The sequence below is a fragment of the Rhizobium sp. ZW T2_16 genome, assembly GCF_044987325.1.
Classification (GTDB): Bacteria; Pseudomonadota; Alphaproteobacteria; order Rhizobiales; family Rhizobiaceae; genus Neorhizobium; species Neorhizobium cellulosilyticum.
Window position 1 is genome coordinate 262,679 of sequence record NZ_JBJDRG010000006.1, and the last position, 25,414, is coordinate 288,092.

The window sequence follows — 25,414 nt, forward strand, 5'->3', positions numbered from 1 at the left end:
CCTCAAGCAGGTGCCGGAGGAGATGTGCATCTGCAGCTACAGGCTGGATATTGTCCTTGGAGGAGGAAATTCATGAAACTGTTTAAGGCCGTTCTCGGCGCAACGGCGCTTGCCGCCATCTCGATGTTTTCCGCACAGGCGAGTGCTCAGGGCTATCCCGAGCGCCAGATCACCATGGTCGTGCCGTTTGCCGCCGGTGGCCCGACCGATACGGTTGCCCGTCTCGTTGCCGAATCCATGTCGAAGGATCTCGGCCAGCAGATCGTCGTCGAAAATGTCGGCGGTGCCGGCGGAACACTCGGTGCCGGCCGCGTCGCTTCCGCAGAGGCGGATGGTTACACGGTTCTGCTCCACCACATCGGCATGGCGACCAGCGCCACGCTTTACCGCAAGCTTGCCTATGACACGCTGAATGCCTTCGAATATGTCGGTCTCGTCACCGACGTGCCGATGACGATCGTCGCCCGCAAGGACATGGAAGCAACTGACCTCAAGGGTCTCGTCGAATATGCCAAGGCGAATGCCGACAAGGTGACCGTCGCCAATGCCGGCATCGGGGCTGCCTCGCATCTTTGCGGCATGCTGTTCATGAGCGCGATCCAGACCCCGCTCGTCACCGTTCCCTACAAGGGCACGGGGCCTGCGATGACCGATCTTCTCGGCGGCCAGGTCGATATCATGTGCGACCAGACCACCAACACGACGAAGCAGATCCAGGGCGGCACGATCAAGGCTTACGCCGTCACTTCGCCCGAGCGTCTCGACATCTTCAAGGACCTGCCGACCGTCAAGGAAGCCGGGCTTGAAAGCATGACCGTCGGCATCTGGCACGGCATCTACACGCCGAAGGGCACACCCGCCGAGATCAACGAGCGCCTGTCGAAGTCGCTCCAAGGCGCGCTGAAGGACGAGAATATCGTCAAGCGTTTTGCCGAACTCGGCACCAAGCCCTCCCCGGAAGCCGATGCAACGCCGGCTGCGCTGAAAACCAAGCTGGAGACCGAGATCGCCCGCTGGAAGCCGATCATCGAGTCTGCCGGGCAGTACGCGGACTGAGTGCTGTCGCCGGATGGGGTGCGGTATTCAGCGACGACTTAGAGCAAGCGCGCCCTCTCTGACCTACCGGTGATCTCCCCACAAGGGGAGATCACGTGCCTCATGATCACCGTGTCCAGCGGACCTTGAGCGACCAGACAAAGCGCAGAATGCAAACGCCGAGGTTGATTGGTGAGCTTCTTCCCAGCTGATCTCCCCACCTGTGGGGGAGATGCCCGGCAGGGCAGAGGGGGGCGAGCTTGCTCCAGCCATCAACGCTAGACCATCTCCCACTCAAACGGAGACACCATGAATTCCAAGTCATTCGACAAAGCCAATCTGATCTGCGGCATCCTGTTGATCCTGACCGGCATCTTCTTCGCCTATCAGTCGATCGAGCTTGAGCTCGGTACGGCGTTTCGCATGGGGCCGGGGTATTTCCCGTTCATCCTGGCGCTGGCGCTAATCCTGTTCGGCGCCATCATCCTGTTTCAGGCATTTCGCGTGGAAGGAGAGCCGATCGGGCCTATTGCCTGGCGCGGTATCATCTTCATTCTTGCCGCCCCGATCTTCTTCGGCATCACGGTGCGCGGCCTCGGTTTCGTGCCATCGCTGTTCTTCGCCGCGCTGATCGCCTCTTTCGCCTCCCACAAGATGAAGCCGCTGACGGCGGTTATTCTCGCTGTGCTGCTGACCGCCTTTTCCGTGCTGGTTTTCAGCTATGGCCTCGGGCTGCCCTTCCAGCGCTTCGGACCCTGGGTTCGCTTCTAGGATTTGACTGATGGATCTTTTCAATAATCTTCTTCTCGGCTTCCAGACCGCAGGATCGATCGAGAACCTGTTCTTCTGCCTGATCGGGGTGCTGCTCGGCACGCTGATCGGCGTGCTTCCCGGCATCGGCGCCACCGCGACGATCGCCATGCTGTTGCCGATCACTTTCCAGCTCGAACCCGTCTCGTCGCTGATCATGCTCGCCGGCATCTATTACGGCGCGCAGTATGGCGGCTCGACCACGGCGATCCTGATCAACATGCCCGGCGAATCTTCGTCGGCGGTTACTGCGATCGACGGTTACCAGATGGCGCGCAAGGGCAAGGCCGGGGCGGCACTTGCGATCGCCGCGATCGGCTCGTTCTTCGCCGGCACGGTGTCCACCTTCCTCGTCGCCATCTTCGCGCCGCCGCTCACCGCCATCGCGCTGGAATTCGGCGCTGCCGAATACTTTTCGCTGATGGTCGTCGGTCTCGTCTCGTCGATTGCGCTGGCGCATGGTTCGGTCATCAAGGCGCTGGCCATGGTGGCGCTCGGCCTGCTGCTCGGCCTCGTCGGCACCGACATCTATACAGGCGCCCCGCGCTTCACGCTCGGTATCCGTGAATATGCCGACGGGTTGAATTTCGTCGCGGTTGCGGTCGGTGTCTTCGGTATCGCGGAAATCCTGCGCAATCTCGAAAACGAAAGGACGCGGGAAGTACTGATGGCGAAGGTTTCCGGCCTTCTGCCGAGCCGCGAGGATTTTCGGGCGATGATTGCACCGGTGCTGCGCGGCACGGCGATCGGCTCGGTGCTCGGCATTCTGCCGGGCGGCGGAGCGATCCTTGCCTCCTTCGCCTCTTATACGGTTGAAAAGAAGGTTTCGAAAAACCCGCAGGAATTCGGCCATGGCGCGGTTGCTGGCGTGGCGGGGCCGGAATCGGCAAACAATGCCGGTGCCCAGACCTCGTTCATTCCGCTTCTGACGCTCGGTATTCCGGCCAACCCGGTGATGGCGTTGATGGTCGGAGCGATGATTATCCAGGGCATCGTACCGGGGCCGAATGTGGCGGCCGAACAGCCAGCGCTGTTCTGGGGCATCATCGCCTCGATGTGGATCGGCAACCTGATGCTCGTCATCCTCAACCTGCCGCTGATCGGGCTGTGGGTGAAATTGCTGACGATCCCCTATTACCTGCTTTTCCCGATCATCATGGCCTTCTGCTCGATCGGGGTCTACAGCGTCAATTCAAACGTCTACGACCTCTATGCTGTGGCATTCTTCGGCCTGCTCGGTTACCTGCTCCTGAAGCTCCGCTGCGAGCCGGCACCGCTTCTGCTCGGCTTCGTGCTTGGACCGTTGCTCGAAGAAAACCTGCGGCGGGCGATGATTTTGTCGCGCGGCGATCCGAGCACGTTCGTCACGCGGCCGATCAGTGCCACGCTGCTGTTTATTGCCGTTGTCGTTCTCATCGTCGTGTTCCTGCCGAGTGTAAGGAAGAAGCGCGAAGAGGTGTTTGTCGAAGAGGATTGAGATGAGGGTACGGGGGCCGTCGGCGCGTGCTGGCCCCCCTCTGGCCTGCCGGCCATCTCCCCCACAGCTGGGGAGATCACACACGGCGCTACCTTCGCTTCCTGTTGAGCGTAGAATGGTAGCGGCGCCAAAAATGAAGTTTGCTTGAGGCGAGGAGCTGGCGCCCAGCTGATCTCCCCCCTTGTGGGGGAGATGCCCGGCAGGGCAGAGGGGGCTTTGTCGCCCACCGAGGGTAACTTCAGACCTCCAGCACCGCCTGCAACTCACTCACCGGCGTTGCTCCCGCCATCCGCTTCAATAGCAGCCCCGCCATCAGCCTTCCGGCCTCGGACAAATCCTCGTAGATCGTCTCGATCCGCGGCCGGACCTGATCGAACGGGCCGGATGTCTGTTTTGCCACCAACCTCACATCCCGGCCGATCTCAAGCCCGAGGTCGTGGGTGGCCGACATTACCGCCATGGCGGAGACTTCGCCGCCGCAGATGAAACCGTCCGGCGGATCGGATTTCGCCAGCCTTGCCGCAACATGATCGCGAACCGCATCGGCCTTGCTGTCGAGCGTGATGCCCTGGGCTATCTCGAAGCCTACCCCTTCTTCCCGCACCGCCGTCATGAAGCCGTGGCGCATGTGGTGGTGAAAGGTGAAGCGTTCGGGCGGAAGGATGATGAACAGCCGCCGACAGCCCGAGGCGATCAGCTTTTTCGCCGCCTGATAGGTGAAGCGGTAATTGTCGTAGTCGACATAAGGATGCGGCGTCGCAAGCTCCGTCCTGCCGTGACAGACGAAGGGAAAGCCCGCTTCCAGCAGGAATTTCACCCGCTCGTCGGAAGGTTCGGTGCGGCTGAAGAGGATGCCGTCGGCCATGCGGTTGCGGACGATGTGGCGGACGGGGTCGATCTGCGGCGTATCGGAAAAATGCGGGGTGATGACGAGGTGATAGGGCGTGCCGCGCAATGTCGCCGTCATGCCCCTGATCATCGAAGTGCCGTAGCCGAGGATTTCCTCATGCGGGTCCAGAACAAGGCTGATGACATTGGTGCGGCCGGTACGCAGGCGCTGGGCCGCCCGGTCGGGCAGGTAACCGACCTCAGCCGCCGCTGCCTGAACACGCTGGCGGGTTTCTCGGGCAATCAGCGGATCGTCGCCCAGCGCGCGCGACACGGTGGTCACCGCAAGCCCGGTCAATTCGGCGATCGTCTTCAGCGTCGGCTTTCGGTGGGGGCCGGGAGTTGAAGTCGAAGAGCCAGCCGTGTTCGGTTGGCGTCCGTCCTCTGCATCGTCCAGCGGCATGTCTCATCCTCCATCCGGCGGCTTAACCGCTGCCGGAGCTCCATATATATCGTTGCAAATTCCGTGACGATTTCCAGAATTTTCTTTCAAGTGGACGAACATTCCTCTGAAAATCGATATTTGTCGAGCCAGATCAATACTTTAAAAAATTGATCACGAGAAATTCGAAAACCTTCATCCATGGGTTGACACTTGCTCGGGTTATAACGTTATAAATTGCTCATCCGGAGAGGAGCCCGGACTTGGAGGAGATCATCAATGAATATTCGTGCCATTACAAAACTGGCCGCCGGTGCCGCGTTGATCGCGATGACAGCCGGTGCCGCCAAGGCCGCTGAAGTCGAAGTCCTGCACTGGTGGACGTCGGGCGGTGAAGCTGCAGCACTCAACGTGTTGAAGGAAAACCTCGCCAAGGAAGGCGTGACCTGGAAGGACATGCCGGTTGCCGGTGGTGCCGGTTCCGCCGCCATGACCGCACTTCGCGCCCGCGTCACTGCAGGCGATCCGCCGACTGCGGTTCAGCTGCTCGGCTTCGACCTGCGCGACTGGTCGGAAATGGGTGTCGCCGCCAACCTTGACGATCTTGCCGCCAAGGAAGGTTGGGACAAGGTCATTCCGCCGGCTCTGCAGGAATTCTCCAAATATGACGGTCACTGGGTGGCCGCACCGGTCAACATTCACTCGACCAATTGGCTGTGGCTGAACAAGGCCGCACTCGACAAGGCGGGCGGCAAGGTTCCGACCAATATCGACGAGCTGTTCGCGCTGCTCGACAAATTCAAGGCTGACGGCATCGTCCCGCTCGCCCATGGCGGCGTTCCGTGGCAGGACGGCACACTCTGGGAAGCCGTGGTTCTTTCCCGCGGTGGCCCGGATTTCTACAAGAAGGCCGTGCTCGAAGCCGATCCGGCAGCACTTTCCAGCGACACCATGAAGAAGGTCTTCGACGACATGTCGAAACTTCGCACCTATTTCGATCCTAATTTCTCCGGCCGCGAATGGAACCTGTCGACGGCGCTCGTCATCGAAGGCAAGGCTGGCGCGCAGGAAATGGGCGACTGGTCTAAGGGCGAATGGCTGCGCGCCAAGAAGGAGCCGGGCAAAGATTTCGTCTGCATCCGCTTCCCCGGCACGCAAGGCTCGGTTCTGTTTAACGCCGACCAGTTCATGATGTTCGACGTGGGCGGTGATGCCGCCGCCGCGCAGATGAAGATGGCGTCCGCCGTCGAAAACCCGGCCTTCCAGATCGCCTTCAACAAGGTGAAGGGTTCGGTTCCGGCCCGTACCGACATCCCGGATAGGGAATTCGACGATTGCGCCAAGAAGGGCATGAAGGATCTGGCTGAAGCTTCGTCCAAGGGTACGCTGATGGGCTCGCTGGCTCACGGCTACGCCCAGCCGGCCGCCATCAAGGAAGCCATGCTCGACGTCATCACCCAGCATCTCAATGGTCAGCTCACGACCGATGCTGCCTTGAAGCGTCTGCCGGAAGCGGTTGCTGCGGCGAAGTAGCAGACAATACCCCGCCCCAAACCCCTCCCCACAAGGGGGAGGGGCTTAACCCGGCTGCACCCTCTACGCCTCAATCGAACGATGCGGGTGTCACAGGTCTTCTCCCCCCTTGTGGGGGAGATGGCTGGCAGGCCAGAGGGGGTATCCCGCCGGATGCCTTCAATGTTTCTCTCCCCATTGGAGACCCCCATGACGACAATCGAACCGATGCCGGTGGTTACCCCCGAACGGCCGCGGAAATCCTTAGGCGACACGCTGCGCAACGGCCTGCCGAAACTCGTTCTGGCGCCGTCTTTCGCCGTCATTCTGATTTTCGTCTATGGCTTCATCCTCTGGACGATCACGCTTTCCTTCACCACATCGCGCATCCTGCCGGTTTATAAATGGGGCGGGTTCGATGCCTATTTCCGGCTCTGGTCGCAGCCGAACTGGTATGTGGCGATGCAGAACCTTGCCATTTTCGGCATTCTCTACATCGCGCTTTGCACCGCAATCGGGCTGTTCATCGCGATCCTGATGGACCAGCGCATCCGCGCCGAGGGCGTGCTCAGACCTATCTTTCTTTATCCGATGGCGCTGTCCTTCGTCGTCACCGGTACGGCGTGGAAATGGTTCCTCAATCCCGGTCTCGGGCTGGAACACACGATGCGCAATCTCGGCTGGGAGAGCTTTACCTTCGACTGGCTGGTGAACCCGAACATGGCGATCTACACCGTCGTCATCGCCGGTGTCTGGCAGGCGTCGGGCTTCATCATGGCGATGTTCCTCGCAGGTCTTCGCGGCATAGACGGTGAGATCATCAAGGCAGCGCAGATCGACGGCGCGTCGACGGTCTCCATCTATCGCCGAATCATCATTCCGCTGTTGCGGCCGGTTTTTCTCTCGGCCTTCATCGTGCTCGCGCATATGGCGATCAAGTCCTACGACCTGGTCATCGCGCTTACCGGCGGCGGGCCGGGCAATGCGACCGAGCTGCCATCCACCTTCATGTATTCCTACACGTTCAATCGCAACCAGATGAATGTCGGTTCGGCCAGCGCCGTGATGATGCTGATGGGCATTACCGCGATCATCGTTCCATATCTCTATTCGGAACTGCGGGAGAAGAAGCAATGAGCGCCGCACCCGAAACGATCAGCGCCGGCTCGGCGCGTTTCACACGCTATTTCATCTATGCCGCGCTGATCATCCTTGCGATCGTCTATCTGCTGCCGCTCTATGTGATGTTGTCGACTTCGCTCAAATCGCTCGACGAAATCCGCGGCGGCGACATGCTGGCGCTGCCGACCGATCCTTCGATCGCCGCCTGGACCAAAGCCTGGGGTGAGGCCTGCATCGGGGTCTCCTGCGTCGGCATCAAGGGCTATTTCTGGAATTCGATCAAGATGGTCGTTCCGGCCGTCATCATCTCGACGCTGCTCGGCGCGCTCAACGGTTACGTGCTGACCAAATGGCGGTTTCCGGGCCACAAGATCGTTTTCGGCATGATGCTGTTTGCCTGCTTCATCCCCTTCCAGGCGGTGCTGATCCCGATGGCGCGGCTGCTCGGCCTGATGGGCCTGTCGAACTCGACGACCGGGCTCGTCATGGTGCATGTGATCTACGGTCTCGGCTTCACCACGCTGTTTTTCCGCAATTATTACGAAGCCTTTCCGGACGAACTGGTGAAGGCCGCGATGATCGATGGCGCAGGGTTCTTCAAGATCTTCTGGCGCATTCTTCTGCCCAGTTCGGGGCCGATCATCGTTGTTACGGTCATCTACCAGTTCACCAATATCTGGAACGACTTTCTGTTCGGCGTTTCCTTCTCGTCCGGCGAAGCCTCGCCGATGACGGTGGCGCTCAACAACCTCGTTTCATCTTCCACCGGCGTGAAGGAATACAATGTCGACATGGCCGCGGCCGTCTTTGCCGCGCTGCCGACGCTGTTCGTCTATGTCGTCGCCGGACGCTATTTCGTGCGCGGCCTGATGGCCGGCGCAGTCAAGGGATAAATTTCGATGAGCTTTCTCCAGATTAAGAACATCCGCAAGAAGATCGGCAGCGTCGAGATCCTCAAGGGTATCGATATCGAGCTGGAAAAGGGCGGCTTCCTCGTGCTGGTCGGCCCGTCCGGCTGCGGCAAGTCCACGTTGCTCAATGCCATCGCCGGCCTCTTGCCGCCGTCCTCGGGTGACATCGTTATCGATGGGCAAGTGGTGACCGACCTGCACCCATCGAAGCGCGATATCGCAATGGTCTTCCAGTCCTATGCGCTTTATCCGAACATGACGGTGGAAGAGAACATCGCCTTTGCGCTGGAAATGCGCGGCGTCGACAAGGAGAGCCGTGCCAAGGCGGTGGCCCAGGTGGCGAAAACCCTGCAGATCGAACATCTTCTGAAGCGTCGCCCGAGCCAGCTTTCCGGCGGTCAGCGCCAGCGTGTGGCGATGGGCCGGGCGCTGGTGCGTAAGCCGCGCGTCTTCCTGTTCGACGAGCCGCTTTCGAACCTCGATGCCAAGCTGCGCGTCGAAGTGCGTGCCGAGATAAAGGCGCTGCATCAGAACACGCATGCGACGATCGTTTACGTCACCCACGACCAGATCGAGGCGATGACGCTCGCCACCAAGATCGTCGTGCTGAAGGAAGGCATCGTCCAGCAGGTCGGCACGCCGGCAGAAATCTACAACCGTCCGGCCAATCTCTTCGTCGCGGATTTCATGGGATCGCCGGCGATGAACATGCTGAAGGGCAGGGCGGTTTCAGGCGGTATCCAGCTGTTCGGCGCCGGTGGCCAGGGCGTGACCGTCAGGGTTCCGCCTTCGGTCACGACACCGCTCGCCGAGGGGAAAGAGGTCATCGTTGGCCTACGCCCTGAGGCGATTTCCGACGAAGGCTCTGCCGATGCCGCTGCCTTAGCCAGTGCGCAGATCGATGCGGTCGTCACCATCGTTGAGCCGACCGGATCGGATACGTTCGTAACCGGAAAACTCGACGGCACAACCTTCACCGGTCGCGCCCGCGCGGAAACCGTTGTCGAACCCGGCCAGACATTCCGCTTCGTCTTCAATCTCGACAAGGCAGTGGTTTTCGATCCCCAAAGCGGGCAGCGGATCGGCTGATCTTCGTCGGGCAGGCTAAGTTCCACACGTTTGTCGATTGTCCCGAAACGATACGGCAGACACGTTTTCGCAACATTGTGGGCCAACGCACAGCTCAGTTGTTCCAAACACATGTTGGCGCGATCTGCAAAAGCAGTTAGAACCGTTTTGGCTAAGATGTATTAGCGTAGGGCGGGACGACTGATGATCAGTGACAGCGGGCGGGCTTCTGCCTGCAGCTTTATTATTGGCTTAAGATAGCGGAATGTTTAAGTTTTCGCGTCTTTTCCCCACAGCCTCGATCGGCGCCTATCTGATGGCGCTGGTGATTGTCGTCGCCTTGCCGTTGCTGGCTTTTGTCGGTTTTCTTGTCCTGCAACTCGAGGGGCAGGAACGCGAAGGACTGGCCAACGAGACCGCCGAGGATGCGCAGCTGATTGCGCGCTCCGTCGATCGCGAATTGCAGGACATGGCGACGACGCTTCGCCTTCTGATTACCTCACCGGAGCTTGAAGCCGGTGACCTGAGAGCCTTCCACGACCGCACCCAGCGCAGCCTGCGCTCCAATTCGCTGTATGTCATCGTCGTCGACAAGGATGGCCAGCAGCGGCTCAACACCCGTTCGCCCTTCGGTGATCCGCTGACCAGGATGTCGAACATGCCGGCGCTGGAATCGGTGCTCAGGTCGGGTATTACCGAAGTCTCCAGTGTGTTTTTCGGTAAGACGAGCAACAGGTGGGTGTTCAACGTCGCCATGCCTTTGCCAAAAGAGCTTTCGCATTCCGGTTCGGCGATCATCATGACGCAGAATGCCGACGACATGGAAAAGCTGATTTCCATCGAGGGACTTCCTGCAGGCTGGTCGGCTGCGGTCATCGACGGACAGGGGCAGGTCGTGGCTTCTGGTGGGGCCGACAAAATAGCATCCGGCAAGCCGTTCGATCCCGATACGCTAAGGTTGATGACCGGCTTCAAGGGCACGATCGAAGATGTCGAAGGTGATGAGAGGCAGATGTACGGTTACGCCCAGATAACCGGCTGGACATGGAAGGCCGTCGTCTGGGGGCCGATCGCCTCGGCGCAGGAAGGCATCATCACCACATTCAAGCAACTGGTCGCAGGCGGCGTGATCTTTCTCACGCTGGCGGTCCTGTTCGCCTATACGATCGCCCGCCAGCTGCGCACGCCGATCCGGCAGATTGCCGACATGGCGGACAGGATCGGCAAGGGCGAGATCGTCTCGCCGGTCGAAACCCGGATTACCGAGGCCAATCAGGTGGCGGTGGCGCTGTCCAATGCTTCCTTCGACCGCAGCGAAGCCGAAGACCGCATTCACCTCATCCTGCACGAACTGGTGCATCGCACGAAGAATATCCTGACGCTTGTGCAGGCGATGATGCGCCAGCTCGGCCGTCAGGACACGACCATGCCGGAATTCCAGAAGGCGATCAGCACCCGTCTGCACGGGCTTGGAAAATCCATCGAGGCACTCGCCAAGGAGCAATGGGCCGGTGTGCGGCTGATGCGCGTCATCGAGATCCATCTGTCGACCTTCGAGGCCGGTGACCGGCTTCTGGTGTCGGGCGAGGATTTTATGCTCAAGGCAGAGGCGGTCCAGAATCTGGGCCTCGTGCTACATGAACTGGCGACCAATTCGGTCAAATATGGCGCACTGTCGGTACCCCAAGGCCGTGTGCGGATTTCATGGGACGATGTCGCTCCCGACGATGACGGCGAGCCGAAGATCAGGCTTGTCTGGGAAGAAAGCGGCGGGCCGCTGGTTAGCGAGCCCTCCCGCAAGGGGTTTGGAACGACCATCATCCAGCGCCACGCAATTGCTGCCTTTGGCGGTCAAGTGGATGTCGAATTCCGCCCGGAAGGCCTTGTCTGGAGACTTGTGGCGCCCCGCGCCAATCTAGAGCGCGACGATGTCGGCGACGAGCGGCGCAGCCTGGCGATGTAGTTCGAAGTGATTTGATCGGTTCGCGCAGGAACGAAGCCTGAGGCGTGTCGTTTTAGCGCTCATGGATCTTTCGCTCAAAACCATCGAGATCGACGCCGCTTCGCTCAAAGCGATCGGGCTTACCTATGTCAGCGATACGGAGCCGGGCATTCGCCGATTAAAGCGTGGCAAGGGCTTTTGCTACAAGCTGCCGGACGGATTGCTTCTGACTGATGAAGACGACCGGCTCCGTATCTCGGCGCTGGGGCTTCCTCCGGCCTATGACAATGTCTGGATCTGCATGGATCCGCAGGGACATCTGCAGGCGACGGGTTACGATTCCCGGGGGCGAAAGCAGTATCGGTATCATGCCGACTGGCAGAGCTTTCGCAGCGAGCAGAAGTTCGATCAGTTGGCCCGGTTCGGTGAGGCTTTGCCGCGCATTCGCCGCAAGGTGAAGCGCGATCTTGCGCTCGGTCTCGACAAGTCCGATTGCGTGCTGGCCGCCCTCGTGGCGCTGATGGATGTGACGCATCTGCGCGTCGGCAACAAAGCCTATGCGAAGGAAAACCGTACCTATGGGGCAACGACGCTTCTGAAACGTCACATGATCCTGTCCGGCGACGGTGTACTTTTGAAATTCACGGCCAAGGGCGGCAAGCGCGTGCAGCACACGCTCAAACATCCACGACTGCAGCGCATTCTGGAAGAGATCGCCGATCTTCCCGGTCGCCAGCTGTTTTCATTTCCAGACGAGCACGGCACCGCCCGCCCGGTCGATTCCGGCAGGCTCAATGCCTATCTCGCCAAGGCTGCCGGCTTTCCGGTTTCGGCCAAGACCTTTCGCACCTGGGGTGGCAGCTTGGCTGCCTTCATGACGGCATGGACGATCTTGGAGGAAGAGGGCAAGCGGCCGAAGATAAAGGCGCTGACCAAAGCCGCTTCGGATGTGCTGCAGAACACGCCCGCCGTCTGCCGCTCAAGCTATATCCATCCGAGCATTCTCGATATTGCCGAGGATGATGCGCCGTTGCGTCGGATCATGGAGACGGAGAAAACATCCAAGTCTCCGCGCGGATTGCGGATGAACGAGGCGCGTTTACTGGCATTTTTGAAGGAAGAGTAAGGCCAGGTGGCGCTGGATTGCAGCTAAGCTCTTGCGCTCGTCCAGTTGCCCCTCGCTCTCTCCCCGCGCGTGGCGAAATGACGTTCCTGATATAGGCGGTAGGGAGAGCCGGCGCCGGTGCGGCATGTTCCTTCCCCCCGCAAGCGGGGAGAAGGTGCGGCAGCCGGATGAGGGGCTTCCACCAGATCGAAGTAGGGCAATCAGGCAGCGCGGTGCTGGTGCAGGCCTTCTTCCACTTCCTCGACGATCTTATCGACGAAGGCTGCTAGGTCTTTTGGCGAGCGTGATGTGATGATGCCGCTGTCGACCACGACGGCTTCATCCTTCCAGTTGGCGCCGGCATTGCGCAGGTCGGTGCGGATAGATGCATAGGAGGTTGCCTTGCGTCCGCGCAGGGCATCCGCCTCGACCAGCATCCATGGACCATGGCAGATGGCAGCTACCGGTTTGCCGCGGCTGATGAAATCGCGAACCAGTTCTACGGCGTCCTCGTTCTTGCGCAGGACATCCGGGTTGATCTGGCCACCGGGCAGAACGAGCGCGTCAAAATCCTCCACCTTCGCTTCCTTGACATCGAGATCGACGGTCACACTGTCGCCCCAGTCTTTCTCGTCCCAGCTCCTGATCTCGCCGGATTTGATCGAAGCGATTTTCACTTCGGCTCCGCGCTTTTTCAGCTCGTCGTAAGGCACGCGCAGTTCCGAACGTTCGTAGCCATCGGTGGCCAAGATGAGGATATTGGCGGAATCGATATTCGCCATGATAAGCTCCTTTGGGATTGTTCTTCTTGAGATGAGCGGTGGCTCGTCAGTCTCTAGAGCCTGCCGGTCGACAGGTCGCGTCCGTTGATTGATGCGGGCACGCTGATTTCTTCACGCGGTGTCTTGGGAAGCGGAAGCGCAACGGCTTCCGGAACCACGACCTGAAGATCTTGCGGGCGGGCGACATGGAATGTCGACTGTTCCCGCCGGGTCAGAAAACGGTTCCTGAGCATTCTGAATAAGTGCAGCATGGCAGTCTCCCGTATCAGTCGCTCGCGATAACAAGTGGCGACCTGTCACGTGGGCTAACAAGTCCGGGCGGAGAACGTTCCCACAATTTTACATCCGGCAATGGATCGCGAGGCTGTTCTGGATGGCCTTTCGCCTCAAGCATAATGCTCCCGCGGCCACTAGGCCACGAGAGCTTGGGGCCTCTTTTGTCGAGGCCTCATTCCCCTCCTCGGGAAACTTCAAACCGGAATAACGAACATGTAGCAGGCAGCAATGACCAGCGCGAAACCTGCAACTTCAAACCATTCCCTGACCATGGTCGCCTCCATCGAACTCTGGACCAAGAACGTGCTGTTGCCATTCTAGTTCCATGAAATTGCCATAAAGATGGCAGGACGGCCACAAATATTAAAATGTGCTGAAACACGATGCCGACATGGTATCTAGCTCGCGGAAGCCCGCGCCCGCGCGGCTTCCAGTATGGCGCGAATTTCACGGGCGGAGGCGTTTTCGATCGCGAAAGCGCTGTCCGGCATCACGCCTGGATCTTCCTCGTTATCCTTGAAGGTCGCGTCATCGCGCAGCTTCTTGAGGAATGTCGTGATTGTCACTTCGCCACCGATCATGGCTGCCAGCATTTCGATCATCAGTTCGCGATGAGCGTTGAGCCGACCTTCGAGTTCCTGTGGTGTCAGAGATGTCATATTTTTACCCTCCTGTCGCAGCGTGAAAGATAGACGGGACGCGAAGCGGAGAACGATCCTGGCGACGATCTCGTTCCGCGCAAAACGAAGGCGGAACCAAATGCCGCGCTGCACGATTGTAGGGCAGATTTTCTCGATGGCGATCTTACCACAAAGGGGCGTTGCATGGACATGAAGAGCAATCAGTTCACGATCGAATCCGGCGACTGGACACGGCTCGGCGCCAATTTCGATGGTGAGGGCGTCAATTTTGCAATCTTCTCGGCCCATGCGACACGGGTGGAGCTGTGCATTTATGATCCGAGCGGAAAGATCGAAATCGCCAAGCTCGACCTGCCGGAATATACACACGAAATCTGGCACGGTTATGTGCCTGGGCTGAAGCCTGGTGCGCTATACGGGTTTCGAATCCACGGTCCGTTCGAGCCGGAGGCCGGCCATCGTTTCAACCCGAGCAAGCTTCTGATCGACCCATACGCTCGCGAGCTTGTCGGCGATATCGAGTGGAACGAGGCGCATTTCGCCTATGATCTCCTTCACGAGGACAAGGATCTCACCTTCGATACGCGAGACAGCGCGCCATTCACGCCGAAGGCCAAGGTGATCGACCCTTACGCATTCGACTGGCAGGACCAGAACCGTCCGAACATTCCCTGGCCGAAGGCGGTCGTCTACGAGACCCATGTGAAAGGGTTCACCCAGCTCAATTCGGCGTTGCCGAAGGAGTTGCGCGGCACGTTCGAGGGTATGGGCCACAAGGCTTCCGTCGATTATATCAAGAGCCTTGGCATTACCTCGGTCGAGCTTATGCCGGTCCACTGGTTCCCCGACGACCAGCACCTGCTCGATAAGGGGTTGAAGAACTTCTGGGGCTATAACTCGCTCGGGTTCTTCGCGCCGGCGTCACGTTATTACGGTCCGCGCGGTATCCAGGGGTTCCGCGATATGGTGCGGTCCTTCCACGATGCCGGCATCGAGGTCATTCTCGACGTGGTCTACAACCACACGGCGGAAGGCAACGAGCTTGGACCGACGCTGTCGTTCAAGGGTATCGACAACTTCTCCTATTACCGCACCCTGCCGGATAATCACCGTTATTACATCAACGACACCGGCACCGGGAACACGGTGAACACCTCCCATCCGCGCGTGCTGCAGATGGTGATGGACAGCCTGCGCTACTGGGCCGAGCACATGCATGTCGATGGTTTCCGCTTCGATCTCGGCACCATTCTGGGCCGCGAGCCGGAAGGGTTCGACCAGCGCGGCGGCTTTTTCGACGCGATGACGCAGGATCCGGTTCTCTCCAAGTTGAAGCTGATCGGCGAGCCATGGGACATCGGTCCGGGCGGTTATCAGGTCGGCGGCTTTCCGCCCGGCTGGGCCGAATGGAACGACAAATATCGCGACACTGTGCGTGAATACTGGAAGGGCGACAATGTCTCGACAGATTTCGCCGCACGCCTGCTCGGCTCGGGCGATCTATACGACCAGCGCGGCCGCCGGCCGTGGGCGAGCGTCAACTTCATCACGGCTCATGACGGGTTCACGCTGAACGACCTCGTCTCCTATAACGAGAAGCACAACGAGGCCAACGGCGAGGACAATAACGACGGTCATAACGACAACCGGTCGTACAATTACGGCGCCGAGGGGCCGACCGAGGACGAAGGCATCAATGCCGTGCGCGACCGGCAGAAGCGCAATTTTCTCGCCACGCTGTTCTTCTCCCACGGCACGCCGATGCTGCTTGCCGGCGACGAGTTCGGCCGCAGCCAGATGGGCAACAACAATGGTTATGCGCAGGACAGCGAGATTTCCTGGGTCCATTGGGACGACCTGCCGGAAACCTGCGAGGAACTGCGCGAGTTCACCCGCCAGGTGATCAAGCTCAGGGCCGAGCAACCGCTCCTGCGCCGAGAGAACTGGCGCGACGGCATGGATATCAAGTGGTTCAATGCCGGCGGCGGTTTCCAGCAGCCTGACCAATGGGACGAGGGAACAACGCTCGGTGTCTATATCGGCCGCGGCGACCTGCAGGAAGAAGAAGGCGTCTGGCACGACGTGCTTCTCTTGTGCAATCCGTTCGAAGGCAACGTCCCCTTCCGTATCCCCCAATTCGGCGAGGGCGGCTGGGTGCTGGAACTGACCACATCCGACAGCGCCAAACGCGGGCTTACGATCACCAAGGAAAAGGATTTCGAACTGGAAGGTCGAAGCCTGGCCCTGTTCAGGCGGCCTTGAAGCCTTGCGCACGGGTTGAGCCCTTGTCCGGTTGACAAGGGCTTCCTGCTTTCCTAGCAGTCGAACACCCTACCGCGCCATTTCCCTTTTCCGCTCCATGGAGCGTAACCCCTCCCGGATCTGGCCTCTCACACAAGGATCAGGCCAGATGTCCCAGGTGACGCGTATCGTCCATCGGCGCGCCAATGTCGGTTACGAGACGCGGTATGAAGAGCTTGCGCGTGGCATGCTGGAAGCTTCGTCGAAGTCGAAGGGTTACAGATTTTCGACATTGATCCCGCCGCGGGTCGAAGGCGAGGAATTCCATATCGTCCAGGTTTTCGCCACACAGGCGGATCTTGATGAATGGCGCCAGTCCGATGTTTCGCATGAATGGCACGAGCGGCTGAAACAGGTTTCAGACCATCAGCCGGAATACCGCATCTTCAATACCGAGGATCTGTGGTTTTCGGCAACGGGTCTCGCCCTTCCGCCCAAGCCGCCGGCACGCTGGCGCATGGCCTTCGTCATCTGGATGGGGATCTTTCCCACCGCATCATTCTATGTCTATTTCCTCTTCCCGTGGCTCGCCGACATCCCGTTCCTGTTGAAGATGTTCATCGCCACCGTCTTGATCGTGCCGACCATGTATTTCGGTATCCTGCCGCATCTTTTGCGGTGGATGAGCTGGTTTCTGAAACGGTAAGCTTTTCCGCCCGGCCCGATCTCACCAGAATTTCAGGCGTCGCAGGCCTGTGTTCGGCGAGGCTTTCTGGACGAGGCTGCGGTAGACGGCGGCATATTGCTGGCCGCTGCGCTCCCAGGAGAATTTCGTCTTCATGCCCTGATTCTGCAGCCGCGCCCACATCTTTGGCTGCTCGTAAGCATGGAGTGCACGCCTGAGCGCCAGCCGCAGGCCGTTGGTCGTTACCGGATGGAACTGGAAGCCGGTTGCCACGCGCGCGGACATGGCCGCGTCATTGGCATCGATGATGGTTTCCGAAAGTCCGCCGGTGCGCGAGACGACGGGCACGCAGCCGTAACGCAGGGCGTATAGCTGGGTCAGGCCGCAAGGTTCGAAACGCGAGGGCTGAACGATCGCGTCCGCGCCGCCCTGGACGAGATGGGCGGTCGGCTCGTCATAACCGATATGGACTGCCATGCGACCGGGATAACGTGCTGCCGTTTCCAGCAGTGCCTGTTCGATGTCGTGGTCGCCCTCACCAACGATAATGACCCTGCCGCCATTGTGGATCACCTCGTCCGCCGTCTCGGCCAGCATGTCGATGCCCTTCTGCCACGTCATACGGCTGATCGCGGCAAAGATCGGTCCCCTGTCGTCAGGATCGAGGCCGAAACGGTCGAGAAGCGGCTGCCTGTTGTCACGCTTGCGGCGCAGGGTGGCTATGTCGAAAGTCTGAGGCAGGAATTCGTCGGCAGCCGGATCCCAGACATCAAGATCGATGCCGTTGACGATGCCGCGTAACACTTCCACTCGTTCGTTGAGCACGCCGTTGAGGCCCATGCCGAAACGCGGCGTCAGGATTTCGCGGGCATAGGTCGGGCTGACTGTGGTGATCACATCGGCCGTCTGCAGCCCACCTTTCAGGAAGCTGATATCACCGAAATATTCCAGCTGGTCGATGGAATAGGCTTCCGGCGGCAGTCCAAGCCAAGGTAGCAGATCGGCGGAATATTGCCCCTGAAAGGCGATGTTGTGAATGGTGATGACGACCGGGGTGCTGCAGCCGTTCTGGCGCATGTAAACCGAAGTCATTGCCGACTGCCAGTCATGGGTATGGACGAGGTCGGGAACCCAGCCGGGCAGTGCGCCTGCGGCGATCTCGGCTGCGGCGAGTGAAAGGACGGCAAACCGCTTCCAGTTGTCCGCGTGATCCTTGCCGAATTGATCGACATAGGGGCCGCCGGGGCGATCGTAGAGGGCAGGGGCATCGAGCACAAGAAGATCGAGACCTTCGACCGAGCCGTGTCTCAGCGTTGCCTTCTCGCCGAGCAGGTCTTCGAATTCCATCAGCGTGGTCGATTGGCCAAGCTGTTTCATCACCTTTGGATAACCGGGAATGAGCGATGTGGTTTCGATCCCGAGCGGTGCAAGCGCCTTGGGAAGCGAACCGGTTACGTCTGCCAGTCCGCCGGTCTTGATCAGCGGATAGATCTCCGACGTGACCGACAATATCTTCATCTTGGCACTTTCCCCCTGGGCCGCGACAGAATCAAAGCCTACTCGATTTCGCCGCCGGGGATAGAGGGTATTATGTGTGTCGATCGAAACATAAGCACTCATCGGCTCGTGTCCTGCAAGATCGCGTGATCGTGTTGCGATTTGTCAAAATGTGCCGGTTTTCGCATTTGAGATCGGATAGTTCCGGCGAACGGTCCTAGGCTCTGGCGAACAAACCGGTTGCTTGGCCGGTTGCTTGGCCGATTGCATGAATGTCGGGGAATTGCATTCGTGCCGGTTTTCGAGCCCATATCCTCATCCCATAAAAATACAAAAAGAATTGCCCGGCGACAGGGTCGCCGGTTACTGCATCATTTGGTGTTTAAAATTGGCTCTGACGTTAGAGCCTATTCGGCGTCCGCTTTCTTGGGACGCTTCTTGGTTTGCTCCGGCTTTACCGCAGCAGCGGCAGCCGGAACCTTAGGTTTGGCGTCGGCCTTAGCGGCCGTCGTAGGCTTCTCCGTCTTCTTTTCCGCTTTGGGGGCGGCAGTCTTGGTCGTTTTCGTGGCTGTCGTCTTTGCCGGGCCTGCCTTGGCCGGTTTAGCTTCTGCTGCCTTCGGAGCCTTTACCGCGGCGCCATTCTTCGGCGCGTCAGTCTCCCCTGCCGTGGGCTTGAGCGTTGCATATTCCAGCTTTGCCCGCTCCCAATGCTCCATGTCCTTGCCGGAAGGATAACCCTCCTGCTCCCACAATTGATACGCTCTGTGCTTGATCCAGTTTTCCTGAGAAGCCGCCATCATCGTCTCCATTGCCCAAATCGAAAAACTCATGCACTGCAAAAAAGTTCCGAGGAAATGTTAAAAACTGCAATGTCGCGTGAAGACATTACAATCCATCAGTTGAATTCTTCCCGAAATGCTGGAACCTTTGCGCTGTTGCTCGGTTCCGTTGTCGGGAAGGAGATGATCGTCATGCACAACTACTGCGATATAATGCCTCATGCGACCGGATGGGTCTATGTCATCGATGGCGTTCAATCCGCGTCATTCTATCACAGTTACGAATTAGCGCTTGATGCGGCCCGAACTCACCTCGCAACGCGTGGCAGACGCGATGGCCGTATCTTCAGATGCCAGGCCCTTAACGGGAATATGCTGCCAATCGACATTGCCGCCGTGATGCAGCCCCCCGGTACCGGGATAGGACCGGTTGCTTACCGTTGAACCAAGCAAAGCCCGGAGTGATCCGGGCTTTGCTTTTTCAAGCATTTGTCTCGTCACGCGGCTTTCTTCGCTGCGGCGTTGACGGCGCCTTCGGCGAGATTGGTCAGCAGTTCGTCAGTGCTGGATTCTTCCTGCAGCGTTTCATCGAGCAGCTTTGCAACATCCTTCATGCCCAGCTGCAGAGCCCACGCACGAAGTGTGCCATATCGGCTGATCTCGTAGTGTTCGACCGCCTGGGCGGCGGCAAGAAGGCCGGCATCGAGAGCGGGCGTGCCCTTGAATTCGTCCAGAATTTCCTCGCCTTCCGACAATATGCCTTCGATCGCATCGCAGGTCTTGCCCTGGGCGCGTTTGCCGAGGATCTCGAAAATCTGTTTCAGCCGCTCGATCTGACCCTCGGTTTCTTCCCTGTGGGTCTGGAAAGCAGCCTTCAGTTTGGGGTCCTGAGCGCCACGCGCCATCTTCGGAAGCGCCTTCACGATCTGCCGCTCGGCGTAATAAATGTCCTTGAGGGTTTCGTAGAAAAGGTCGTCTAGCGTCTTTGACGTCGCCATCTTGGTTCTCCCTATCGATTGTCCGATTGACATTGCGGCGATCTAACTGCGGGAAGACGGCGTTAGTTCCGTGTCTGTACGGTTGCGGACAAAGGGGGAGGTGGTCTGTCCGAAAAGGCTTATCGTGCGAGCTTGTCGTTAAGCGCAGTCTGCAGCTGTCGGGCGAGGTCGAGCAGTCGATCGGGAATGTCTTCCTTCTCGATCTCCGTCAAAAGGCTTGAGACCTTGCCATTGACGCGGCGTCCCATTCTTGCCTCGCGCTCATCGACCTGAGCATTTTCCTTCGCCATTCCGACCCCTAGGTTCAGAGGCGCCGCACGCAGACCCGGCAACCGATATCCAGATGTGAAGTTTATATCAGACTTCCATACAGCAAGACCGGTCGTCCCAAAATCCCGAAAATGTCACAGATGAATACAAACGAAAATAATGGGCGGCCTACGGTGCCAGCCGCCCGTTCGGGGCATGCCCTATCTCAATGTTTCGGCGGCTTTGGCGTGCCGGCCGGAATGGACGTCGTGCTGGTGGCAACCGGATCGCTTGCCGGGAAGGTGTCTTCCAGCCCTTCGTTCAGTTGCTCCTCCAGATCCTGCCTATTTCCTTTCTCGCGTGCGGATTTCTCGACCCGCTTCTGGCTATCGTCGCGCGATGTCGTGTTCGGTGATCCGTTGTTCATGCCCATGATCTCGTCTCCTGTGCTTGAATGGTCCCGACGATAAAAACGGGCGTCGGGTGGGCTTTGTTCCGCCACGGCAAAACAGGTCCCGAGTTTTCGGAACCAAAAGGCGAATGCATGCGTTTGCCACCCGTCAATTCAGCCCTGATGAGTAAGGAGAGGTAGGCAACGGTGTCTGACTCACAGTTGAACGGTGACCCTGCTCGTCAAGATATTGTCAGGCTTATACCGGCTCTTCGCGCATTTGCCCGCACCTTCTGCCGCAACCCCTCGGATGCGGATGATCTGGTGCAGGAAACCCTGATGAAGGCGCTCGCCAATCTCGACAAGTTCGAGCGTGGTACCAGGCTCAAGTCGTGGCTTTTCACGATCATGCGTAACACCTTCTATACACGATCCAAAATTCTCGGGCGCGAGGCGCCGGGCATAGAGGAGAATGTGTCGGGCGACACGCCGATCGCGGCTTCACAGGAAATGGCGGCGCGGGCGCGTGAAGTGCAGCGTGCGTTGCAGAAGCTTCCACCACATTACCGCGAAGTGCTGACTTTGGTGGCGATCCTGGGAGAAAGCTACGAAGCGACGGCGGTAATCTGCGACTGCGCGGTCGGTACCGTCAAGAGCCGGCTCAATCGCGCTCGCCACCAGATCCTGCAGGAACTGGGGGAAGAGACGGGCTGACGGCCCGCCGCATAAAACCAGGAGGAAACCATGAAATATCTGCTGACTGCAGCTTTCGCAGCTGCCGCCATCACCCTGCCAAGCATGGCGATGAGCCAGGATGCTTCGAAGGCAACGGCCAGATTTATCGGCGCAGATGGCAAGGAGATCGGCAAAGCGGACCTTACCGGTACGAAAGCCGGCGTAATGATCGCTGCCGAAATCAGCGGATTGCCGGCCGGTCAGTGGGTTGCCTTCCACGTGCATCAGACAGGGACCTGCGATCACACGACCGGCCATGAGTCGGCAGGCGGTCATTTCAACCCCACAAATAAGGAACACGGCTATCTTGCCGCAAACGGCCAGCATGCCGGCGACATGCCGAACCAGTATGTGCCGGCCGACGGCACGCTCAGGGCGCATGTGTTCAATACGGGTGTTACGCTGGAAGATGGTGAAAGTGCCATCAAGGGCAGGGCGCTGATGATCCATGCCGGACCCGACGATTATTCCGGCCAACCTTCCGGCAATGCCGGCAAGCGCCTTGCCTGTGCGGTCATCGAATAGGATCAGCTCGTCAGGTCGAGTTCGGGATAATGACGGAAAATTCCGGACTCGCTGAAGGGAAGGCGACGTTCGGATTTCAAATAGGCCGCAATGGGCGGACGTTCGGCGACCCTGTCACGAAGATCAGATAGGTGCGGATAGTCGTTCTCCGCAGCCCCCATCGCCTTTGGAAATGCGTAGTGCAGGCCTTCCATCACCTGAAACAGCGACAGGTCGACATAGGTGAGGCCATGTCCGACGATGAAGCCTTTGCCTGCCGGATTGGTGGGAAGCATCCGTTCGAAATAGCCGAGGAATTTCGGGATGCGATCCCTGATGAAGGCGGTTGAGCGGGCCTTGGCTTCCGCCTTCTGATCCTCGTAATAGTCGCCGGTGCTGATCGGATGGTGCGTATCATGGACCTCTGCAATGAAATCCGTGATCGTCAGCTGCAGCCCGTTCGTGATCAGGCGGCTCTTTTCGTCGTCAGCAACGAGCCCGAGCTTCGGGCCGAGATATAAGAGGATGTTGGCGACATGCGAGATGACCAATTCGCCATCCTTCAGGAAGGGTGGGGCGAAAGGCGTCTGGTCATGGCCGTGGCTTCCCTTGAGAAACTCCATCATCGCCTGCGTGCCGGTCGAGCTGCGGCACTTGTCGATATATTTGGCGCCGGCCTCCTCGAGGGCCAGACGGACAAATTCTCCTCGTCCCTGAATGCCGTCCCAATAATAAAGTTCATAGGGCATGCTGTCTGAAAACTCCCTCACTTCAAGAAAAGACATAGGGGTGCCATGAGGTTTTCAAGGCGGCAGTTCCGATCTGTTCGCGATGATTGGTACAATCCTCTCGCATTGAGTGTTCCAACCTCTGTCCTTTCCAACTGTTCCTCCTAATTTACCTTTTGCGCGGGGCCGGTTCGGATATTCACCGGAGGGTCAGGTCCAGGGCGCGGGCGGACAGAAGGCCTTCTGCCGCTTTATCGAGACATGACGAGGGTGCTCATGGCTATTCGGATCACGGCAATCATCATCGCGCTGATGGGGATCGCGCTTGGAGGCGGCGGGGCATACCTGCTTTCACTCGGCGGAAGCGCCTATTATCTTCTCTGCGGACTTGGCTTCCTCATCGTCGCGGTGCTTCTCATTGCCCGCAAGCTTCTGGCGCTGCATGTCTATGCAGTGATCGTCGTTGCCTCGCTCGTCTGGGCGATATGGGAGGTCGGCTTCGACTGGTGGCAGCTCGGCCCGCGCGGCGGAGTGATCATTCTGCTGGGCATGTGGCTGCTCACGCCGTGGATCCGCCGTCCGCTCGGCTTCATCAGCCCGACGGGCGCACGTTATGGCGCAAGCGCCAAGCCGCTTGCTCTTGCGGTATTGGCTGCTGTCGTCATTGCAGTCGTCTCGATGTTCTTCGATCCACTCGGCCAGAGCGGCGATCTGCCGGAAGAAAAGGTTGCGGCAGCGCCTGTGCTCGGCGGCAATGTGCCGGATGGCGAATGGCATCAATATGGCCGCACGCCCTATGGTCAGCGTTATTCGCCGCTCGACCAGATCAATGTCGACAATGTCGGCGGCCTGCAAGAGGTCTGGCGTTACCAGACCGGGGACGTGAAGCTGCCCGACGATGTCGGCGAGACGACCTATCAGGTGACGCCGCTGAAGATCGGCAACGCGCTCTATCTTTGCACGCCGCATAATCTGGCGATCGCGCTCGATGCCGCGACCGGCAAGCAGATCTGGAAATACGACGCCAATTCGGGGATGAATCCCGACCGGCAGCATCAGACCTGCCGTGGCGTCAGCTATTACCGGGATCAGGCCGCGCAAGCTGGGGCGCCATGCGCCGAGCGTGTTTACCTGCCGACTGCGGATGCACGGCTGATCGCGCTCGATGCGAAGAACGGGGAGGTCTGCACATCCTTTGCAGAGGGCGGCACGTTGCATCTCGAAAAGGGCATGAAGTACAATCCCGCCGGCTACTATTATTCCACATCGCCGCCGGCGATCGTCGGCAACAAGATCATCATCGGCGGGGCGGTCAACGACAACTATTCGACTGAGGAACAGTCGGGTGTCATCCGTGCCTTCGACGTCAATTCCGGGCAGCTGATATGGAACTGGGATTCGGGAAATCCGGGCCAGATCCAGCCGCTGCCGGAAGGCCAGACCTATACGACCAACTCGCCGAACAGCTGGTCGGTCTTCTCTGTCGATGAGGAACTCGGTCTCGTCTACATACCGCTCGGCAACCAGGTGCCGGACCAGCTCGGCATGGGCCGTTCGGAAAACGTCGAGAAATACTCGTCGTCGATCGTGGCGCTGGACATTAATACCGGTGCAGACAAGTGGGTGCACCAGACGGTGCATCACGATTTGTGGGACATGGACGTGCCGGCCCAGCCAGTGCTGATCAATATCACCAAGCCGGACAATACCGTCGTTCCGGCGCTGGTCGGCCCCACCAAGCAGGGTGATATTTATGTGCTCGACCGTCGCAGCGGCGAGCCGATCATTCCCGTCACCGAGCAGCCGGCGCCGGGCGGCACGATCCCCGAGGATCACGCTTCGCCGACACAGCCGATCTCGGCACTGAATTTCCGGCCGCGCACGCTGGAAGGCCGGGACATGTGGGGCGTCACCATGTTCGACCAGATGGTGTGCCGCATCCGGCTGGAGCAGATGAACTATGAGGGACAGTACACTCCGCCGTCGCTCAACGGCACGATCGTCTATCCCGGTAATTTCGGAACGTTCAACTGGGGTTCGGTCGCGGTCGATCCCGAGCGGATGGTGATGTTCGGCATGCCGACCTATCTCGCGTTTACTTCGAAACTGGTGCCGCGTGCCGACATTCCGCCGAAGGGGCAGGACGAAAAGGGATCGGAACAGGGGCTGAACCGCAATGACGGCGCACCCTATGGTGTGTTCATGGGGCCCTTCCTCGGACCGCTGAAAATCCCCTGCCAGGCGCCGCCATGGGGTTATGTTGCCGGTGCCGACCTGCGCAACGGAGAGATCGCCTACAAGCATCGCAACGGCACCGTCATGGACATGACGCCCCTGCCTCTGCCGTTCAAGGTGGGTGTGCCGGGGATCGGTGGGCCGATGATCACCAAGGGCGGCGTCGCTTTCCTCGGTGCAGCTGTGGATGATTACCTGCGGGCCTATAACCTGACCAATGGCCGGAAGCTTTGGGAAGCCCGGTTGCCGGCGGGCGGGCAGGCGACGCCGATGACCTATGCGGTGGAGGACGGTCGCCAGTTCGTCGTCATCGTTGCCGGTGGTCACGGGTCGGTCGGGACGACACCGGGCGATTACGTGATCGCCTATGCACTGCCGAGATAAGCCAATGTGGCTGGGGCGAGATTTGTCGCAGCCATCG

25 protein-coding genes are annotated in these 25,414 nt (G+C 59.3%); 15 read left to right on the forward strand and 10 right to left on the reverse strand.

Translation table 11 applies throughout. The features are described 5' to 3' along the window. The first annotated feature begins 72 nt into the window (after window positions 1-72). The 3 genes from ACI3K0_RS17395 (at window position 73) to ACI3K0_RS17405 (ending at window position 3,322) form a co-directional block, all read left to right on the forward strand. Entirely contained in the window at window positions 73-1,056 is a 984-nt protein-coding gene (locus ACI3K0_RS17395) for a tripartite tricarboxylate transporter substrate-binding protein (RefSeq protein WP_404945788.1), read from the forward strand. A gap of 288 nt (window positions 1,057-1,344) precedes the next feature. After that, on the forward strand, window positions 1,345-1,806 hold the full coding sequence (locus ACI3K0_RS17400; RefSeq protein ID WP_148143082.1) for a tripartite tricarboxylate transporter TctB family protein: 462 nt from the start codon (window positions 1,345-1,347) through the stop codon (window positions 1,804-1,806). 10 nt (window positions 1,807-1,816) lie between these two features. Further along, window positions 1,817-3,322, forward strand: a complete 1,506-nt coding sequence (locus tag ACI3K0_RS17405; RefSeq protein WP_183820921.1) for a tripartite tricarboxylate transporter permease — start codon at window positions 1,817-1,819, stop codon at window positions 3,320-3,322. Window positions 3,323-3,560: 238 nt separating this feature from the next. Here ACI3K0_RS17405 and ACI3K0_RS17410 read toward each other — a convergent pair whose 3' ends face one another. Then, the gene (locus tag ACI3K0_RS17410) at window positions 3,561-4,613 is read right to left on the reverse strand and encodes a LacI family transcriptional regulator (RefSeq protein ID WP_404945789.1); all 1,053 of its coding nucleotides are present in this window, start codon (window positions 4,611-4,613) and stop codon (window positions 3,561-3,563) included. A 264-nt stretch (window positions 4,614-4,877) separates the two neighbouring features. Between ACI3K0_RS17410 and ACI3K0_RS17415 the strand changes: the two genes are divergently transcribed. The 6 genes from ACI3K0_RS17415 (at window position 4,878) to ACI3K0_RS17440 (ending at window position 12,273) form a co-directional block, all read left to right on the forward strand. Next, window positions 4,878-6,125 (forward strand): ABC transporter substrate-binding protein, encoded by a 1,248-nt coding sequence (locus ACI3K0_RS17415; protein WP_404945843.1) that lies wholly within the window; start codon window positions 4,878-4,880, stop codon window positions 6,123-6,125. 189 nt (window positions 6,126-6,314) lie between these two features. Next, the gene (locus tag ACI3K0_RS17420; protein WP_404945790.1) at window positions 6,315-7,241 is read left to right on the forward strand and encodes a carbohydrate ABC transporter permease; all 927 of its coding nucleotides are present in this window, start codon (window positions 6,315-6,317) and stop codon (window positions 7,239-7,241) included. Continuing rightward, window positions 7,238-8,119 (forward strand): carbohydrate ABC transporter permease, encoded by an 882-nt coding sequence (locus ACI3K0_RS17425; protein WP_148143087.1) that lies wholly within the window; start codon window positions 7,238-7,240, stop codon window positions 8,117-8,119. The genes ACI3K0_RS17420 and ACI3K0_RS17425 overlap by 4 nt, the downstream gene beginning before the upstream one ends. A 6-nt stretch (window positions 8,120-8,125) precedes the next feature. After that, window positions 8,126-9,226, forward strand: coding sequence for an ABC transporter ATP-binding protein (locus ACI3K0_RS17430; protein WP_404945791.1), 1,101 nt, complete (start codon window positions 8,126-8,128; stop codon window positions 9,224-9,226). Window positions 9,227-9,470: 244 nt separating this feature from the next. Then, entirely contained in the window at window positions 9,471-11,168 is a 1,698-nt protein-coding gene (locus tag ACI3K0_RS17435) for an HWE histidine kinase domain-containing protein (protein ID WP_404945792.1), read from the forward strand. An 88-nt stretch (window positions 11,169-11,256) separates the two neighbouring features. Beyond that, window positions 11,257-12,273, forward strand: coding sequence for a DNA topoisomerase IB (locus tag ACI3K0_RS17440; RefSeq protein WP_404945844.1), 1,017 nt, complete (start codon window positions 11,257-11,259; stop codon window positions 12,271-12,273). Window positions 12,274-12,473: 200 nt separating this feature from the next. Here the strand turns inward: ACI3K0_RS17440 and ACI3K0_RS17445 are convergent, their stop codons facing one another. The 3 genes from ACI3K0_RS17445 to ACI3K0_RS17455 all read right to left on the reverse strand — a co-directional run bounded on the left by ACI3K0_RS17445 (window position 12,474) and on the right by ACI3K0_RS17455 (window position 13,969). Next, entirely contained in the window at window positions 12,474-13,034 is a 561-nt protein-coding gene (locus ACI3K0_RS17445; RefSeq protein ID WP_404945793.1) for a type 1 glutamine amidotransferase domain-containing protein, read from the reverse strand. Between the two features lie 53 nt (window positions 13,035-13,087). Further along, on the reverse strand, window positions 13,088-13,285 hold the full coding sequence (locus ACI3K0_RS17450) for a hypothetical protein (RefSeq protein ID WP_148143091.1): 198 nt from the start codon (window positions 13,283-13,285) through the stop codon (window positions 13,088-13,090). A 423-nt stretch (window positions 13,286-13,708) separates the two neighbouring features. Beyond that, window positions 13,709-13,969, reverse strand: a complete 261-nt coding sequence (locus ACI3K0_RS17455) for a hypothetical protein (protein ID WP_148143092.1) — start codon at window positions 13,967-13,969, stop codon at window positions 13,709-13,711. 165 nt (window positions 13,970-14,134) lie between these two features. Here ACI3K0_RS17455 and glgX point away from each other — a divergent pair, with 165 nt between their 5' ends. Together glgX and ACI3K0_RS17465 are read left to right on the forward strand one after the other, a co-directional pair. Further along, window positions 14,135-16,213 carry a glycogen debranching protein GlgX gene (gene glgX, locus ACI3K0_RS17460; RefSeq protein WP_404945794.1) on the forward strand — a complete coding sequence of 693 codons (2,079 nt, stop codon included), beginning with the start codon at window positions 14,135-14,137 and terminating at the stop codon, window positions 16,211-16,213. Window positions 16,214-16,361: 148 nt separating this feature from the next. Next, window positions 16,362-16,898: an antibiotic biosynthesis monooxygenase gene (locus ACI3K0_RS17465; protein WP_404945795.1), complete on the forward strand. Its 537-nt coding sequence runs from the start codon at window positions 16,362-16,364 to the stop codon at window positions 16,896-16,898. Between the two features lie 21 nt (window positions 16,899-16,919). Here the strand turns inward: ACI3K0_RS17465 and glgA are convergent, their stop codons facing one another. Then, entirely contained in the window at window positions 16,920-18,395 is a 1,476-nt protein-coding gene (gene glgA, locus ACI3K0_RS17470; protein WP_404945796.1) for a glycogen synthase GlgA, read from the reverse strand. 386 nt (window positions 18,396-18,781) lie between these two features. Then, a complete protein-coding gene (locus ACI3K0_RS17475; protein ID WP_404945797.1) occupies window positions 18,782-19,171 on the reverse strand; it encodes a DUF2934 domain-containing protein in 390 nt (129 codons plus the stop codon). 72 nt (window positions 19,172-19,243) lie between these two features. On the opposite strand from ACI3K0_RS17475, the gene ACI3K0_RS17480 reads away from it, so the two are divergent. Continuing rightward, on the forward strand, window positions 19,244-19,597 hold the full coding sequence (locus tag ACI3K0_RS17480) for a hypothetical protein (protein ID WP_404945798.1): 354 nt from the start codon (window positions 19,244-19,246) through the stop codon (window positions 19,595-19,597). Between the two features lie 53 nt (window positions 19,598-19,650). On the opposite strand, the gene ACI3K0_RS17485 is transcribed toward ACI3K0_RS17480, so the two are convergent. The 3 genes from ACI3K0_RS17485 to ACI3K0_RS17495 form a co-directional block, all read right to left on the reverse strand. After that, a complete protein-coding gene (locus ACI3K0_RS17485; RefSeq protein ID WP_183820932.1) occupies window positions 19,651-20,151 on the reverse strand; it encodes a ferritin-like domain-containing protein in 501 nt (166 codons plus the stop codon). A 119-nt stretch (window positions 20,152-20,270) separates the two neighbouring features. Beyond that, entirely contained in the window at window positions 20,271-20,441 is a 171-nt protein-coding gene (locus ACI3K0_RS17490; RefSeq protein ID WP_183685317.1) for a hypothetical protein, read from the reverse strand. A 185-nt stretch (window positions 20,442-20,626) separates the two neighbouring features. Then, a complete protein-coding gene (locus ACI3K0_RS17495; protein WP_183820933.1) occupies window positions 20,627-20,833 on the reverse strand; it encodes a hypothetical protein in 207 nt (68 codons plus the stop codon). 165 nt (window positions 20,834-20,998) lie between these two features. On the opposite strand from ACI3K0_RS17495, the gene ACI3K0_RS17500 reads away from it, so the two are divergent. After that, on the forward strand, window positions 20,999-21,505 hold the full coding sequence (locus ACI3K0_RS17500; RefSeq protein WP_343062176.1) for a sigma-70 family RNA polymerase sigma factor: 507 nt from the start codon (window positions 20,999-21,001) through the stop codon (window positions 21,503-21,505). Between the two features lie 30 nt (window positions 21,506-21,535). Further along, window positions 21,536-22,051: a superoxide dismutase family protein gene (locus ACI3K0_RS17505; RefSeq protein WP_404945799.1), complete on the forward strand. Its 516-nt coding sequence runs from the start codon at window positions 21,536-21,538 to the stop codon at window positions 22,049-22,051. Window positions 22,052-22,053: 2 nt separating this feature from the next. Here ACI3K0_RS17505 and ACI3K0_RS17510 read toward each other — a convergent pair whose 3' ends face one another. Next, window positions 22,054-22,779: a glutathione S-transferase gene (locus ACI3K0_RS17510; RefSeq protein ID WP_404945800.1), complete on the reverse strand. Its 726-nt coding sequence runs from the start codon at window positions 22,777-22,779 to the stop codon at window positions 22,054-22,056. Between the two features lie 255 nt (window positions 22,780-23,034). On the opposite strand from ACI3K0_RS17510, the gene ACI3K0_RS17515 reads away from it, so the two are divergent. Beyond that, window positions 23,035-25,377 (forward strand): glucose/quinate/shikimate family membrane-bound PQQ-dependent dehydrogenase, encoded by a 2,343-nt coding sequence (locus tag ACI3K0_RS17515; protein ID WP_404945801.1) that lies wholly within the window; start codon window positions 23,035-23,037, stop codon window positions 25,375-25,377. The last annotated feature ends 37 nt before the right edge of the window (window positions 25,378-25,414 follow it).

Coding starts and splice junctions, on each gene's coding strand:
- ACI3K0_RS17510 (WP_404945800.1), bottom strand. CDS start 22,779: ATGCCCTATGAACTTTATTATTGGGACGGCATTCAGGGACGAGGAGAA.
- ACI3K0_RS17430 (WP_404945791.1), top strand. CDS start 8,126: ATGAGCTTTCTCCAGATTAAGAACATCCGCAAGAAGATCGGCAGCGTC.
- ACI3K0_RS17450 (WP_148143091.1), bottom strand. CDS start 13,285: ATGCTGCACTTATTCAGAATGCTCAGGAACCGTTTTCTGACCCGGCGG.
- ACI3K0_RS17435 (WP_404945792.1), top strand. CDS start 9,471: ATGTTTAAGTTTTCGCGTCTTTTCCCCACAGCCTCGATCGGCGCCTAT.
- ACI3K0_RS17505 (WP_404945799.1), top strand. CDS start 21,536: ATGAAATATCTGCTGACTGCAGCTTTCGCAGCTGCCGCCATCACCCTG.
- ACI3K0_RS17395 (WP_404945788.1), top strand. CDS start 73: ATGAAACTGTTTAAGGCCGTTCTCGGCGCAACGGCGCTTGCCGCCATC.
- ACI3K0_RS17480 (WP_404945798.1), top strand. CDS start 19,244: ATGTCGCGTGAAGACATTACAATCCATCAGTTGAATTCTTCCCGAAAT.
- glgA (WP_404945796.1), bottom strand. CDS start 18,395: ATGAAGATATTGTCGGTCACGTCGGAGATCTATCCGCTGATCAAGACC.
- ACI3K0_RS17410 (WP_404945789.1), bottom strand. CDS start 4,613: ATGCCGCTGGACGATGCAGAGGACGGACGCCAACCGAACACGGCTGGC.
- ACI3K0_RS17490 (WP_183685317.1), bottom strand. CDS start 20,441: ATGGCGAAGGAAAATGCTCAGGTCGATGAGCGCGAGGCAAGAATGGGA.
- ACI3K0_RS17455 (WP_148143092.1), bottom strand. CDS start 13,969: ATGACATCTCTGACACCACAGGAACTCGAAGGTCGGCTCAACGCTCAT.
- ACI3K0_RS17405 (WP_183820921.1), top strand. CDS start 1,817: ATGGATCTTTTCAATAATCTTCTTCTCGGCTTCCAGACCGCAGGATCG.
- ACI3K0_RS17465 (WP_404945795.1), top strand. CDS start 16,362: ATGTCCCAGGTGACGCGTATCGTCCATCGGCGCGCCAATGTCGGTTAC.
- ACI3K0_RS17400 (WP_148143082.1), top strand. CDS start 1,345: ATGAATTCCAAGTCATTCGACAAAGCCAATCTGATCTGCGGCATCCTG.
- ACI3K0_RS17475 (WP_404945797.1), bottom strand. CDS start 19,171: ATGGCGGCTTCTCAGGAAAACTGGATCAAGCACAGAGCGTATCAATTG.
- glgX (WP_404945794.1), top strand. CDS start 14,135: ATGGACATGAAGAGCAATCAGTTCACGATCGAATCCGGCGACTGGACA.
- ACI3K0_RS17485 (WP_183820932.1), bottom strand. CDS start 20,151: ATGGCGACGTCAAAGACGCTAGACGACCTTTTCTACGAAACCCTCAAG.
- ACI3K0_RS17425 (WP_148143087.1), top strand. CDS start 7,238: ATGAGCGCCGCACCCGAAACGATCAGCGCCGGCTCGGCGCGTTTCACA.
- ACI3K0_RS17495 (WP_183820933.1), bottom strand. CDS start 20,833: ATGGGCATGAACAACGGATCACCGAACACGACATCGCGCGACGATAGC.
- ACI3K0_RS17420 (WP_404945790.1), top strand. CDS start 6,315: ATGACGACAATCGAACCGATGCCGGTGGTTACCCCCGAACGGCCGCGG.
- ACI3K0_RS17515 (WP_404945801.1), top strand. CDS start 23,035: ATGGCTATTCGGATCACGGCAATCATCATCGCGCTGATGGGGATCGCG.
- ACI3K0_RS17445 (WP_404945793.1), bottom strand. CDS start 13,034: ATGGCGAATATCGATTCCGCCAATATCCTCATCTTGGCCACCGATGGC.